Source organism: Oscillibacter sp. KLE 1728 (genome assembly GCF_934833455.1).
In the GTDB taxonomy this organism is placed as follows: domain Bacteria; phylum Bacillota; class Clostridia; order Oscillospirales; family Oscillospiraceae; genus Oscillibacter; species Oscillibacter welbionis.
In genome coordinates this window covers 1-14,558 of sequence record NZ_CAKVVF010000051.1, presented here as the reverse complement: position 1 = coordinate 14,558, position 14,558 = coordinate 1, and the positions used below count along the sequence as shown (strand labels likewise).

Annotated in this window: 9 protein-coding genes; 4 read left to right on the top strand and 5 right to left on the bottom strand. The window is 62.0% G+C overall.

Going from position 1 to position 14,558, the window contains the following annotated elements; translation table 11 throughout:
* The coding region (gene ilvC, locus QVE23_RS07250) for a ketol-acid reductoisomerase (RefSeq protein WP_287967848.1) at window positions 1-608 on the bottom strand (608 nt) is incomplete at its 3' end.
* 798 nt (window positions 609-1,406) lie between these two features.
* Here ilvC and gdhA (QVE23_RS07245) point away from each other — a divergent pair.
* Both gdhA (QVE23_RS07245) and gdhA (QVE23_RS07240) read left to right on the top strand, forming a co-directional pair.
* On the top strand, window positions 1,407-2,753 hold the full coding sequence (gene gdhA, locus QVE23_RS07245) for an NADP-specific glutamate dehydrogenase (protein WP_036630105.1): 1,347 nt from the start codon (window positions 1,407-1,409) through the stop codon (window positions 2,751-2,753).
* Between the two features lie 13 nt (window positions 2,754-2,766).
* Window positions 2,767-4,113 carry an NADP-specific glutamate dehydrogenase gene (gene gdhA, locus QVE23_RS07240; RefSeq protein WP_021748968.1) on the top strand — a complete coding sequence of 449 codons (1,347 nt, stop codon included), beginning with the start codon at window positions 2,767-2,769 and terminating at the stop codon, window positions 4,111-4,113.
* A gap of 341 nt (window positions 4,114-4,454) precedes the next feature.
* Here the strand turns inward: gdhA (QVE23_RS07240) and QVE23_RS07235 are convergent, their stop codons facing one another.
* Entirely contained in the window at window positions 4,455-6,128 is a 1,674-nt protein-coding gene (locus tag QVE23_RS07235; RefSeq protein WP_174233005.1) for a formate--tetrahydrofolate ligase, read from the bottom strand.
* A 346-nt stretch (window positions 6,129-6,474) separates the two neighbouring features.
* Here QVE23_RS07235 and QVE23_RS07230 point away from each other — a divergent pair, with 346 nt between their 5' ends.
* Window positions 6,475-7,902 carry a Na+/H+ antiporter NhaC family protein gene (locus tag QVE23_RS07230; RefSeq protein WP_287967847.1) on the top strand — a complete coding sequence of 476 codons (1,428 nt, stop codon included), beginning with the start codon at window positions 6,475-6,477 and terminating at the stop codon, window positions 7,900-7,902.
* Window positions 7,903-7,965: 63 nt separating this feature from the next.
* Here the strand turns inward: QVE23_RS07230 and QVE23_RS07225 are convergent, their stop codons facing one another.
* Entirely contained in the window at window positions 7,966-8,916 is a 951-nt protein-coding gene (locus QVE23_RS07225) for a LysR family transcriptional regulator (protein WP_021750391.1), read from the bottom strand.
* Between the two features lie 353 nt (window positions 8,917-9,269).
* Here QVE23_RS07225 and megL point away from each other — a divergent pair, with 353 nt between their 5' ends.
* Window positions 9,270-10,463 (top strand): methionine gamma-lyase, encoded by a 1,194-nt coding sequence (gene megL, locus QVE23_RS07220; protein ID WP_021750393.1) that lies wholly within the window; start codon window positions 9,270-9,272, stop codon window positions 10,461-10,463.
* 284 nt (window positions 10,464-10,747) lie between these two features.
* Here megL and nifJ read toward each other — a convergent pair whose 3' ends face one another.
* Window positions 10,748-14,272, bottom strand: a complete 3,525-nt coding sequence (gene nifJ, locus QVE23_RS07215) for a pyruvate:ferredoxin (flavodoxin) oxidoreductase (RefSeq protein WP_287826576.1) — start codon at window positions 14,270-14,272, stop codon at window positions 10,748-10,750.
* Window positions 14,273-14,368: 96 nt separating this feature from the next.
* The coding region (locus QVE23_RS07210) for an aminotransferase class I/II-fold pyridoxal phosphate-dependent enzyme (protein ID WP_287967846.1) at window positions 14,369-14,558 on the bottom strand (190 nt) is incomplete at its 5' end.

The following is a 14,558-nucleotide window of genomic DNA, read 5'->3' as shown; positions in this document are numbered from 1 at the left end:
GCCTGCTCGCCGAACAGGTCGGTCTCGGTCTCCTCCTTGAAGGTGGTCTCCAGGATGCCGGCGCGGCCGGCGCCGATGCCGGAGGCATAGGCCAGAGCCACTTCTTTGGCCTTGCCGGTGAAGTTCTGCTCCACGCAGATCAGGCTGGGCACGCCCTTGCCCTCCAGGTACTGGCTGCGGACCGTGTGGCCGGGGCCCTTGGGAGCCACCATGATCACGTCCACGTTGGCGGGGGGCACGATGGTCTTGAAGTGGATATTGAATCCGTGGGCGAAGGCCAGGGTCTTGCCCTCGGTCATGTACGGGGCGATCTGCTTGTTGTAGATGTCGGCGCACAGCTCGTCAGGCACCAGCATCATCACGATGTCGCCGGCCTTGGCGGCCTCCTCCACTTCCATCACGCGGAAATTGGGACAGGTGGCGGCGAACTCCTCCGCCTTGGCCCAGTGGGAGGAGCCCTTCCGCAGGCCCACCACCACGTTGACACCGCTCTCGGCCAGGTTCTCAGAATGGGCATGGCCCTGAGAGCCGAAGCCGATCACGGCCACGGTCTTGCCGTCCAGCAGGCCCAGGTTGCAGTCAGTGTCGTAATACTTTTTGATTGCCATGTTCGTGTTCTCCTTTTCTGTTTCTTGACGATGTGGGTGGGAATGGTTTTGCCGATGGGCCCTGAACAGAACGGCCGAAGTGAAAGAAAAAAGCCTTTGCCTCTTGCAAGCAAGAGGCAAAGGCTTTTGAAACACCTTCGCGGTACCACTCTTGTTAACGGTGGAAGATCCTTCCGCCGCCATCTCAGCAGGCCCCAACAGGCCCTGCACGGTAACGGGTGCGCCCGGCACTGCCTATCAGAGAGTTCTCTTTCAGCAGGCTACTCCAGGATGATTTCACCAGATCCGACGCTTGTTGCCTTGCACCAACCGGCAATTCTCTGAAAGCGGAGCGAAGCGGGCTACTTGTTCCCTTCATCATATTTTGGGTATGCAAAGACGGTAACACACTGTTCCGCCCCCTGTCAAGAGAAACTTGCGCTCAACTTCCCCGCTCCCGCAAAGTTTTATTGGTTTGACCAATTCCATCCCTTTTCAAACGCGAAACCTTATGTATTTTCCCCACGATTTTCCGCCAAGCCTGTACAGGGACCGGCCAGACCAGCCCAAAGCTCTGCGCTTAGGGTTCCTCTTTTTATTAAATGGAAATATTTTCTAAATATTTTTGATTTCAAAGGAGAAGTGCCAGAAAGTCTCATAACAGGCGTTTAAAACTTGAGAAATCCGCCGAACATGTTCTTGCGCGGACAAAAGTCGTTGACGCAAAGACGCGCCCAGTATTACAATGTGGTCGATACAAACACGGACGGAGGCCGCGGCGCGGTCATCCGCCAAGTCTGGTTTTTGGAGGGATTCACCATGAGCATTCAGAACGAGTATCTAAGCGGCCTGATGGAGCGCGTGGTCCGGCGGAATCCGGCAGAGCCGGAATTTCACCAGGCGGTCCAGGAGGTTCTGACCTCCCTGGTCCCGGTGGTGGAGGCGAAGCCGGAGTATATCAAAGAGGGCGTCATGGACTGCCTGGTAGAGCCGGAGCGGATCATCAAGTTCCGGGTGCCCTGGGAGGATGACCAGGGCAACATCCACGTGAACCGGGGCTTCCGGGTGCAGTTCAACAGCGCCATCGGCCCCTACAAAGGCGGCTTACGGTTCCACCCCTCCGTGTACGAGGGCATCATCAAGTTTCTGGGCTTTGAGCAGATCTTCAAGAACAGCCTGACCGGCCTGCCCATCGGCGGCGGCAAGGGCGGCAGCGACTTCGACCCCAAGGGCAAGTCCGACGCGGAGGTCATGCGCTTCTGCCAGAGCTTCATGACCGAGCTCTTCAAGTATATCGGGCCGGACACCGACGTGCCCGCCGGCGATATCGGCGTGGGTGCCCGGGAGATCGGCTATCTCTTCGGCCAGTACAAGCGGCTGCGCAACGAGTTCACCGGCGTCCTCACCGGCAAGGGCCTCAGCTACGGCGGCTCTCTGGCCCGAACCGAGGCCACCGGCTATGGTCTGTGCTACTTTGCCGACAATATGCTCAAGGACGCGGGCCGCAGCTTTGAGGGCGCCAAGGTAGCCATCTCCGGCTCCGGCAATGTGGCCATCTACGCCTGCGAAAAGGCCACGGCCCTGGGCGCCAAGGTGGTCACCATGTCCGACTCCAACGGCTTTGTCCACGACCCCAACGGCATCGACCTGGCGCTGGTGAAGCAGCTGAAGGAGGTGGAGCGCAAGCGCATCCGGGAGTATGTGACCGTCCGCCCGGAAGCGGAGTACCACGAGGGCTGCTCCGGCGTGTGGCAGGTGCCCTGTGACATCGCCCTGCCTTGCGCCACCCAGAACGAGCTGGATCTGTCCGCTGCCAAAGCCCTGATCCAGAACGGCTGCTTCGCCGTGGCCGAGGGTGCCAACATGCCCTGCACTCCCGACGCGGTGGAAGCCCTGCAGGCTGCCGGTCTCCTCTTTGCCCCCGCCAAGGCCGCCAACGCCGGCGGCGTGGCCACCTCCGCCCTGGAGATGAGCCAGAATTCCATGCGCATGTCCTGGTCCTTCGAGGAGGTGGACAGCCATCTGAAGGACATTATGACCAACCTTTATCACAACGCCGCGGGCGCCGCCGCCCAGTACGGCAAGCCCGGCGACCTGGTGGCCGGCGCCAACATCGCCGGCTTCCTGAAAGTGGCTGACGCCATGCTGGCCTACGGTTTGGTCTAAGGAGGGCATCAGCATGAGCGACTATGTTTCCCGCGTGTCCGCCGACCTCCAGCAGCGGTACGCCGGCCAGCCGGAGTATCTCCAGGCCGTTCTCACCTGGCTGGAGATGATTGCCCCGGCCCTGGAGGACAATCCCATCTATGAGCGGGTGGACCTGCTGACCCGAATGGTGGAGCCGGACCGAATGCTGACCTTCACTGTGCCCTGGATGGACGATCAGGGCATGGCCCACACCAACCACGGCTACCGGGTGCAGTTCAACAGCGCCATCGGCCCCTACAAGGGTGGGTTGCGGTTCCATCCCTCCGTCAACCCCTCTATCGTGAAGTTCCTGGGCTTTGAGCAGACCTACAAAAACGCCCTGACGGGGCTGCCTATCGGCGGCGCCGCCGGCGGCGCGGATTTTGATCCCCGGGGCAAGAGCAGCCGGGAGATCATGCGCTTCTGCCAGAGCTTCATGACAGCTCTGTACCGTCTGATCGGCGCAGACACCGACATCCCCGCCGGCGACATCGGTGTGGGCTCCCGGGAGATCGGCTATCTCTATGGCCAGTACAAGCGGCTCACCGGAAAGGCGGAGAGCAGCGCTCTTACCGGCAAGGGCCTGACCTACGGCGGCAGCGTCATCCGCCAGGAGGCCGCCGGCTTCGGCACTGTTTACTTCTTGGCCCGGATGCTGGAACACCAGGGCGAGACCCTGGAGGGCAAGCGCCTGGCCGTCTCCGGCTTCGGCAACATGTCCTGGGGCGTGTGCCGCAAGAGCGCGGAGCTGGGCGGCAAGGTGGTCACCCTCTCCGGGCCGGACGGCTATGTCTACGATCCCGACGGCGTCTGCACCCAGGAGAAGTTCGATTTCATGCTGTCCATGCGCGCCGGCGGCGCCGACAAGGTGGAGCCTTACGCCGACCGCTTCGGCGTGGAGTTCTTCCCCGGCAAAAGGCCCTGGGAAGTGCCGGTGGACATCGTGATCCCCTGCGCCACCCAGAATGAGCTGGACGTGGAGGATGCCGTGATGATTGTGGCCAACAACGTCCGCTACTATGTGGAGGCGGCCAATATGCCCGCCACCGCCGAGGCCCTGCGCCTCCTGCGGCTGAGTCCCAAGATCCTCACCGCAGGCTCCAAGGCCTCCGGATCCGGCGGCGTGGTGGTTTCCGCCCTGGAGATGGTCCAGAACAGCCTGCGGTACAGCTGGACCCGCCAGGAGGTGGACAGCCGCCTGAAGCAGATCATGGGCGGCATCTACGATGCCTCCGCCGCGGCGGCGGAGGAGTACGGTCTGGGATACGACCTGATTGCCGGTAATGACATCGCCGCTTTCAAGAAGATCTCCACGGCCATGATCGCCCAGGGACTGTGATTCTCCCCCTCTTCAAAACACACAAAGCGGCCGCCCTTCCGGGCGGCCGCTTTGTTCCATACATTTCCTTTGTGGTGGGACCGGCGGTCCGGCAGATGCCGGGCCGCCGGTTTTGTTTCCCGTCCCACAGCGTTCAGAACAGCCCGCTGATCCGGCCGTTCTCGTCCCCATTGATCCGCTCCGCGGCCGGTACTTTCGGCAGTCCCGGTATGGCCCCTCACGGGACAGGTCCCGCGGGGACTCCGCATTTAATCCAGTTGGACAGGCCCAGCCCGTCCAGCTCAAGGTTTTGCCTCCGGCAAAACGCTTGGACGCCGCTCCCGCGGCGGTATGACCATGCCTCAGAACAGCCCGCTGATCCGGCCGTTCTCATCCACATCGATCCGCTCCGCAGCCGGTACTTTCGGCAATCCCGGCATGGTCATGATATCTCCCGTCAGGGCCACCAGAAAGCCTGCCCCAGCGGACACTTTCAGGTTCCGGACCGTCACAGTGAAGCCCCGGGGCGCTCCCAGCAGGGAGGGGTCGTCGGAAAAGCTGTACTGGGTCTTGGCCATGCAGATGGGCAGTTCCCCGAACCCCAGCTCTGTCAGCCGCCGGGCCTGCTTCTGGGCGGCAGGCGTCAGTACCACGCCGTCCGCATGGTAAATCCGCCGGCAGATAGTCTCCAGCTTCTCTTCGATGGACCCCCCCAGCGCATAGCTGTACCGGAAGTCGGACGGCTGCTCACACAGCCGGACTACCTCCTCCGCCAAAGCAGTTCCGCCGGCGCCGCCCTTGGCCCACACCTCGCTGAGGGCCACGCTCACCCCCAGCTCCCGGCATTTCTCCTCTACCAGCTTCAGCTCCGCCGCCGTGTCCGTGGGGAACGCATTGATGGCCACCACGCAGGGCAGGCCAAATACGTTTTTGATATTGTCCACATGCTGGAGCAGGTTGGGCAGTCCCCGCTCCAGGGCCGCTAGATCCTCTCTGCCCAGCTCCGCTCTGGCTGCGCCGCCGTGGTGCTTCAATGCCCGGACCGTGGCCACGACCACCACCGCGTCGGGCTTCAGCCCCGCCATGCGGCACTTGATGTCCAGAAACTTCTCCGCCCCCAGATCCGCGCCGAAGCCCGCTTCCGTGATGGCATAGTCCCCCAGCTTCAGAGCCATCCGGGTGGCGGTGACGGAGTTGCAGCCGTGGGCGATGTTGGCAAAGGGTCCGCCGTGGATCAGGGCCGGAGTATGCTCCAGCGTCTGAACCAGATTGGGCTTCAGAGCGTCCTTCAGCAGGGCCGCCATGGCGCCGGCCGCCTTCAGGTCGGCAGCGGTCACCGGGGCGTCATCATAGGTGTAGCCCACCACGATCCGCCCCAGACGGGCTTTCAGATCCGGGATGTCCGATGCCAGACACAGCACGGCCATGACCTCGCTGGCCACGGTGATATCAAATCCGTCCTCCCGGGGCACACCCTGCATCCGGCCCCCCAGGCCATCCACGATGCTGCGCAGCTGCCGGTCGTTCATATCCACACACCGCCGCCACGTAATCCGCTTGACGTCGATCCCCAGGGCGTTACCCTGCTGGATGTGGTTGTCCAACATCGCCGCCAGCAGGTTGTTGGCCGCGCCGATGGCGTGAAAGTCCCCGGTGAAGTGGAGATTGATGTCCTCCATAGGCACCACCTGGGCATAGCCGCCGCCGGCGGCGCCGCCCTTGATGCCGAACACCGGCCCCAGGGAGGGCTCCCGCAGGGCCACCACGGCATTTCTGCCGATCCGCCGCAGCCCGTCCGCCAGCCCTACCGTAGTGGTGGTCTTGCCTTCCCCGGCAGGGGTGGGGGTGATAGCGGTCACCAGAACCAGCTTACCGTCCGGCCGATTTGTCTCCTTCAGAAAGCGGTTGTCGATCTTGGCTTTGTATCTGCCGTATTGCTCTATATACGCCCCATCCATCCCGCAGGCGTCCGCAATATCCGTGATGGGAAGGGGCTTCGCCTCCTGGGCGATCTCGATATCGCTTTTGATGGTCATGGCTGCCTCCTGTTTTCCGGGCTGTCCGTGTCCAGACACCCTGCTGTTTCATGTTCGATTATACCGGCTCCCCCGGGTAAAAGCAACAGTTCTCTCCAAATCCCCTTATTTTCCAACCTTTTACAGGTAAAACACCGGCGGCGCCTGCTGCACAGCGGTCTCTGCGTCCATGTCCTTTGTTATCTGTAAATGTGATAGCCGGTTGCATAAGATCCGTTCTAGCAGTTTCTCCTCCGCAGATGCTATAATATTGTACAGAGAAGAAGGCGCTTATATCTTAAAAACTGTGCATTCAGACGAACAGAGGTGTATGAAAAGAGGAAAGAGCACATAAGGAGGTACGTATATGGAAACTCTGGAGAAAAAAGGCAAAGGTTCCGCGTTGCTCCCGTTCCTGCTATTTATTGTCATCTATCTAGGTGCTGGCCTGTACTTCCAGGCACAGGGTGTAGAGATGGCCTTCTACCAGTTCCCCTCTGTCACAGCCATGTTCATCGCCCTGCTGCTGGCCTTCTGCCAGGGCAAGGGCACCATCGATCAGAAATTCACAGTCTTCGCCAAGGGCGCCGCCAACGAGAACGTCCTGACCATGCTGATGATCTACATCCTGGCCGGCGCCTTCTCCACCGTGGCCAGTGCCATGGGCGGCGTGGACGCCACCGTGAATCTGGGTCTCAGCGTCATTCCCGTGCACTTCCTGGCCGCCGGCGTGTTCGTGATCTCCGCGTTCATGGGCACCGCCACCGGCACCTCCATGGGCACCATCAGCGCCATTGTTCCTATCGCTGTGGGCGTGGCGGAAAAGGGCGGGTTGAGCCTTCCCCTGTTTCTGGGCGCCTGCGTGGGCGGCGCCATGTTCGGCGACAACCTCTCTATGATCTCCGACACCACCATTGCCGCCACCCGCACCCAGGGCTGCCAGCTCCGGGACAAGTTCCGGGTGAACTTCCTCATTGCCCTGCCGGCGGCTATCATCACCATCATCGTGCTGCTGGTCGTAGGCCGGCCTGAGACCGTGACGGAGATGGGAAATCTGTCTTTCAACGTCATCAAGGTCATTCCCTACCTCGCCGTGCTGGTACTGGAGCTGATCGGCATGAATGTGTTCCTAGTGCTGACCATCGGCATCTTCGCCGCCGGCATCTTCGGCCTGGCCCTTGGCGATCTGGATATCCCCCTCTTTGCCCAAAGCATCTGGAACGGTTTCACCGGCATGAACGAGGTCTTCTTCCTGTCCCTGTTCTGCGGCGGCATGTCTGAGATGATCGCCCACAACGGCGGCATCACTTGGCTGATCGAAAAGCTGGGCCGCATGATGAAGGGCAACAAGTCCGCCCAGGTGGGTGTCGCGGCTCTGGTGTCCCTGGCAGACTGTGCCACTGCCAACAATACGGTGGCCATCATTGTCAGCGGCCCCATGGCCAAAAACATGAGCCGTATCCACAAAGTGGATCCCCGCCGCACCGCCTCTCTGCTGGACGTGTTCTCCTGCGTGCTTCAGGGCATGATCCCCTGGGGCGCCCAGCTGCTGACTGCCGCCAGCCTCACCACGATATACGGCGTGACCATGAACCCCATAGACATCCTGCCCTATATGTGGTACTGCTGGATTCTGGCCGCCGTGGGCATCCTCTCCATTTTCATTCCCTTCGCCGACGGCATCTGCCGCAAGGACCCCTGGAACTGGGAGTACGATGTGGCGGAGTCCGGCGTGGCTGCCAAGAAGGCTTCTCTGGAGCTGGAGCGGCAGGAGTCCGCGCAGACGCCCATCTGACCTGCGTGTCTCTTGCTAAAAAAAGACCGGGCGCCCTGAGGCGCCCGGTCTTTTTCTCCTCTGTCAGGTCCCCTCCTGAAGCCGCCTGGTGAAGGCGATGGAATCCGCCAGCGCCTCCTCCAGCAGGCGGACGAACTGCTCCGTCAGCGGAGAGGGCCGGCTGCTGCGGATGTGGATCCAGCCCAGGTGGACCGAGGTCTTCCCCAGCAGCGGGATCGTGACTACGCTTCCGTCCGCCAGCCCCTCCGACAGCAGGCCGCTGCCGGAGGTGAACGCATCGGTGGACGCCAGCACGTACATCGCCGTGGCCCGGTTGTTCACGCTGATGCACTTTGCCGGCTTTTTCAGAGAGACCATGGGGTACTCCTCGAAAAAGTCCGACGCCACGCCTTGGTCGTGCTCAAACGCCACATACGGATATCCGTCCAGTTCCTCCTCCGTTACGCTGGAGCGGCCAGCCAGCGGATGCCCCCCGCGAACATAGATACAGGGGCAGACGGCGGCCAGTTCGTGGAATTCCAGCTCCCGGGCGTCCAGCAGCCGGCAGATAATCTTCTCCGTCAGATCCGTCAGGCAGATGACGCCCACGTCCGCCCGGTGGTCATAGACGTCGTCAATCACACCGTCCATCCCTGTCTCCCGGAGGCCAAATCGAAAGCGGTTTTCACCGGCGATTCGGAGCAGCCTCAAAAATGCATCCACTGCAAAGGGATACCGCTGGCAGGAAACGGAAAAGCGCACCGGAGCCGCGGCGTTGCGTGCCTCACCATACAGGCTCTCGATCCCGCGCTTCTGCTCCAGCAGGGAGACGGCGTAGCTGAGAAACTCCTTGCCCTCCGGCGTGAACTCCACGCCCCGGTTGCTGCGGGCCAGCACCCGAATGCCCAGTTCGTTCTCAAGCTCCCGCACCGCCGTGGAAATCCCCGACTGGGACAGGAACAGCTTCTGGGCCGCCTTGTTGATGGAGCCGCATTTGGAGATCTCCACGATGTACTCAAGCTGCTGAAACGTCATAGAAAGCCTCCTCTTCCCCTTTCGATCTCACTTTTCTATTATAGGCATTTTGAGCTGGTTGTCAAATCGTTATCAAAAAAACTGTCAACGCATCCCGCAAAACGCATATTAACAGCTTTGCGCCCTTTGTGCTATTCTATAAGTAGAACCAAACAAAAGATATCAGTTATTTGAGAAATTTTCTGTTTAATATCACCTGCGTTTTTCGATGGATGCACAGATTTTCCCCCTCTCTTCTCTCTATCCCCGCAGCCGCGTCAGAGTCTCTCTGATAGCGAAAATTTGAATACCAGTCAATTTTGCCCCTGCGGAGCGTCTCCGGAGGGGCCGGTGAAGAAAGGAAGATCGACTGTATGAACACGGAGAAAAAGTTCGGTTTTGCCACGCGTCAGATCCACGCCGGCCACATGGAAAACGCGGCGGGCTCCTTGTGCGCCCCCATCTATCAGACCTCCACCTTCGCATTCTCCACCGTCCAGCAGGGCGGCGCCCGGTTCGCCGGCGAGGAGGGCGGATATATCTACACCCGTCTGGGCAACCCCACTCTGGGCGCTGTTGAGGAGAAGCTGGCCTCCCTGGAGGGCGGCGAGGCCGCCATGGCCGCGGCCTCCGGCATGGGCGCCATCTCCTCCGCCCTGTGGACCTCTGTGGTGGCCGGGGACGAGATCGTGGCGGATGAGACGCTGTACGGCTGTACATACGCGCTGCTGAACCATGGCATGACCAAGTTCGGCGTGAAGGTCACCCTGACGGACCTGTCCGACATTGAGAACCTGAAGAAGAACCTCACCGACAAGACCCGGGTGGTGTACTTCGAGACCCCCTGCAACCCCACGCTGAAGCTGCTGGACATCGAGCTGATCGCCAAGACGGCCCATGCCTTCAACCCCGACATCCGGGTGATCGTGGACAACACCTTCTGCACACCGTACCTGCAGCGTCCTCTGGAGCTGGGCGCGGACGTGGTGGTTCACAGCGCCACCAAGTACCTCAACGGCCACGGCGACGTGATCGCAGGCATCGTGGTGGGCAAGGCGGACTTCATCTCCCAGTGCCGGATGTTCGGCCTGAAGGATATGACCGGCGCCGTCCTGAGTCCCTTTGATGCGTTCTTGATGGCCCGGGGCCTGAAGACCCTGGACATCCGCATGGAGCGCCACTGCGCCAACGCCCAGAAGGTGGCGGCGTTCTTCACCAGCCATCCCGCGGTGGCCAAGGTCTATTATCCCGGCCTGGACACCTTCCCCGGTCACGAGATCGCGGCCAAGCAGATGAAGCTGCCCGGCGGCATGATCTCCATCGAGCTGAAGGCCGACCGCGCCGCTGTTGCCGCCGCGCTGAACAAGCTGCAGCTGTGCACCATCGCCGTGTCTCTGGGCGATGCGGAAACTCTGGTGGAGCATCCCGCCACCATGACCCACTCCACCTATTCTGCCGAAGAGCTGGCAGCCGCCGGCATCTCCGAGGGCTTGGTCCGCATCAGTGTGGGTCTGGAGGATCCCGAGGATATCATCGACGATTTCAAGACGGTTTTGGATACGCTGTAATTGATCCCGCTGCGGGGCCGCTCCTCCTCTCCTACATTGGGAGCAGCCCCGCTTTCCCGCGGATCCGCGTACCTCCTTTTCGCCGTCCCGGTCTTTCCCCACCCTGCCGGAGGCGGCCAAAAAGGCCCGGCTTCTCCGCCGGGCCTTTTTGTGCTTCTGTACCTGCCGCCTGTTGTGCGTCTCTCCTCCCGCGGCGGGCGGCCCTTGAGCAGGAAAAAGCGCCGTGCGCACATGCGCACGGCGCTTTTTCCTGTTTGGTTCAGAGAGGTAAGCGTGGGGAATGCTCAGTCCTCAGCCATTTTGCGATACTTGGCGTAGCGGTCCTTGGCGTCCTGGACGGTCTTCTCGTACAGGCGCTGGGCCCGGTCCGGGAAGTTGATCTGCAGGGAGGCATAGCGGTTCTCGCCCTTCAGATAGTCCATCATCTTGCCGCTGTCGGGCTCGGGAGAATCCAGCTGGAAGGGGTTCTTCCCCTCCGCGATCCGGCGGGGATCATACCGGTACAGGTGCCAGTAGCCGCACTCCACCGCCTTCTTCATCTCCTCCTGCGTGCAGCTCATGCCCGCCTTGATACCGTGCTCCAGGCAGGGGCAGTAAGCGATGACGATGGCCGGACCGGGATAGGACTCTGCCTCCCGGATGGCCTTCAGGGTCTGGGCTTGGTCGTAGCCCATGGCCACCTGGGCCACGTAGATGTAGCCGTAGCTCATGGCGATGGCGCCCAGGTCCTTTTTCTTGACCTCCTTGCCGCCGGCGGCGAACTTGGCCACTGCCGCAGTGGGCGTCGCCTTGGAGGACTGTCCGCCGGTGTTGGAGTACACCTCCGTATCCATCACCAGCATGTTGATGTCCCGGTTCTGGGCCAGCACGTGGTCAATGCCGCCGAAGCCGATGTCGTAAGCCCAGCCGTCGCCGCCGAAGGCCCACACGCTCTTCTTGGTCAGATACTCCTTGTTCTGCAGGACAAAGGCGCCCTCCTCCGTGGGCTCCGCCTTCTCCAGGGCGGCGATCAGCGCGTCGGACACCTCCCGGGTCACGGCCGGGTCCTGCCACTTGGCAAGATACTCCCCGATCTCAGATACGGCCACACCCTTTTCCTTCAGGGCTTTCAGCCGCAGCTCCACCTCCCCATGGATGGACCCGTGGGCCCGCAGGAAGCCGTAGGCGAACTCCGCGTTGTCCTCGAACAGGGACTGCTCCCAGCAGGGTCCAAAGCCCCGGCTGTCGCAGGAGTAGGGCGTCATGGGCATGGCACCGCCGTAGGCGGAGGAGCAGCCGGAGGCGTTGGCCACGTACATGCGGCTGCCGAACAGCTGGGTCACCAGCTTGATGTAGGTGGTCTCCGCGCAGCCCGCGCAGGCGGCGGAGAACTGGAAGTAGGGCTTGGCGAACTGGGCCGTCTTCACGCTCTTGTCGCTGATAATGTCCTTCTTGAGCAGCTTCTCGTTCATCGCGTAGTTGTCGAAGTTGGGCTGCTGCTCCCTCTGGGTCTCGAAGGGCACCATCTCCAGCGCCCCCTTGGCCGGGCAGGCGGTCAGGCACACGCCGCAGCCCAGGCAGTCGTAGGGAGAGACCTGCATCCGGAAGGAATAGGCAGGGGCGTCCTTGCCCAGGCCCTTAGCGGGCACGGTGACGAAGGATTCCGGCGCACCGGCCTTCTCCTCCTCCGTCAGCAGCACGGGCCGGATGGCCGCGTGGGGACACGCCATGGCACAGCGGTTGCACTGGATGCACGCGTCGGGATTCCACTGGGGCACCGTGACGGCCACGCCCCGCTTGGAGTATGCGGTGGTGCCGTTCTCCCAGGTGCCGTCCAGGCAGTTGTGCCTCTTAAACAGGGACACCGGCAGCTTGTCGCCGTGCTGGCGGTCCATGGGCACCACGATCTCCTTGACGAAGTCCGTGCCCTTCAGCTCCTCCGGCGCGCCGTCCTTGGCGTCCGCCCAGGCGGCGGGGACCTCCACCTTCGTCATGCCGGTCAGACCCACGTCCACGGCCCGGTTGTTCAGGTCCACGATCTCCTGGCCGCCCTTTTTGAAGTAGGAGTTGTAGTTGCCCTGCTTCATCTCCTCCACCGCCAGGTCGATGGGGATCACCTTGGTCAGCTGGAAGAAGGCCGCCTGGAGAATCGTGTTGATCCGGTTGCCCAGGCCCAGGTCCCGAGCCAGCTTCGTGGCGTCCATGATGTAGAAGTTGGCGTGCTTGTTGGCCAGGTCCCGCTTCATCTTGGCGGGCAGCCGCTCCTCCAGCTCCTCCGCGCTCCAGGGGCAGTTCAGCAGGTATGTGCCGCCGTCCTTGAGGTCCGCGGTGGTGTCATATTTGTCCACATAGGTGGGCGCGTGGACGCCCACGAAGTCCGCCGCGGATACCAGATACGTGGCGTGAATGGGCTGGTCGCCGAACCGCAGGTGGCTCTGGGTCAGACCGCCGGACTTCATGGAATCGTAGGAGAAATACGCCTGGGCGTACTTGTCTGCCGCCAGGCCGATGGTGGTGATGGCGTTCTTGTTGGCGCCCACCGTGCCGTCGCCGCCCAGGCCCCAGATCTTGCAGGATACCTGTCCTGGATAGTCCAGGGCGATCTCCTCATAAGGCAAGGAGGTGAAGGTCACGTCGTCCTCGATGCCGATGGTGAAGCTGTTCTTGGGCTCCTCCTTGGCCAGGTTGTCGTACACCGCCACGATCTGGCCGGGCGTGGTGTCCTTGGAGGCCAGGCCGTACCGACCGCCCACCACCACGATGTCCTTCCGCCCCGCCTGCTGCAGGGCGCTCTGCACATCCAGATACAGCGGCTCACCCACGGAGCCGGACTCCTTCGTCCGGTCCAGCACGGCGATCTTCTTGCAGGTGGCGGGGATCGCATCCACAAAATGCCGGATGGAGAAGGGGCGGTACAGGTGCACCTGCACCATGCCCACCTTGCGGCCCTTCCTGTTCAGATAGTCCACCGTGTCCTTCACCGTCTCCGCACCGGAGCACATGATGACGATGACTTCCTCCGCATCGGGCGCGCCGTAGTAGTTGAACAGCTTGTAATCCCGGCCGGTGAGCTTGTTGATCTCATCCATGTAGTGCTGGACCACGCCGGGGATCGTGGCGATCTTCTCGTTGGCGCCCTCCTTGCACTGGAAGAACACGTCCGGATTCACCGTCGTGCCCCGGGTGGAGGGGTGCTCCGGGTTCAGGCCGTTCTTGCGGAACGCCGCCAGCTGGTCATAGTCCACCAGCTTGGCCAGGTCGTCATAGTCCAGCGCCTCGATCCGCTGCATCTCGTGGGAGGTGCGGAAGCCGTCGAAGCAGTGCATGAAGGCATACCGGCCGCCGATGGCGGACAGGTGGGCCACCGCGCCCAGGTCCATGGCCTCCTGGGGGGAGGAGGACATCAGCATGCCGAAGCCGGTCATTCGGCAGGTCATCACGTCGGAGTGGTCGCCGAAGATGGACAGGGCGTGGGCACTGACAGTCCGGCAGGAGATGTGGAACACGCCGGGCAGGAACTCGCCGCCGATCTTGTACATAGGCGGGATCATCAGCAGCAGGCCCTGAGAGGCCGTGTAGGTGGTGGTCAGCGCGCCCGCCTGCAGGGATCCGTGGCAGGTGCCTGCGGCCCCCGCCTCGGACTGCATCTCAATGACCTCCACGGGTTTTCCGAAGATGTTGGTCCTCCCCTTGGCGGACCACTCGTCCACCTTCTCCGCCATCACGGAAGAGGGCGTGATGGGGAAGATGGCCGCCACCTCTGTGAACGCGTAGGACGCGTACGCCGCGGCGGTGTTGCCATCCATTACTACTAGTTTTTTCTTAGCCATGTCTCCTGTTTTCCTTTCGATCTCACTTGGTCTGTTCTCATTGCCTCAACACCGTCCGCTGCCCGCTCCGGGGCAGCGGACGGCACTCCAGGGAGCTTACTTTATACCGGGATAGGCCCGGGCCACATAGTCGGCGATCCTGCGCACCGCCTCCTTCAGGTTTTCGTCGGAGTTGGCGAATACCAGCCGCAGATAGCCCTCGCCCATGTCACCGAAGGCGGAGCCGGGCACCGTCACCACTCCTGCGTTCTCCAGCAGCTCCTCCGCAAACGCTTGGGAGGTCTTG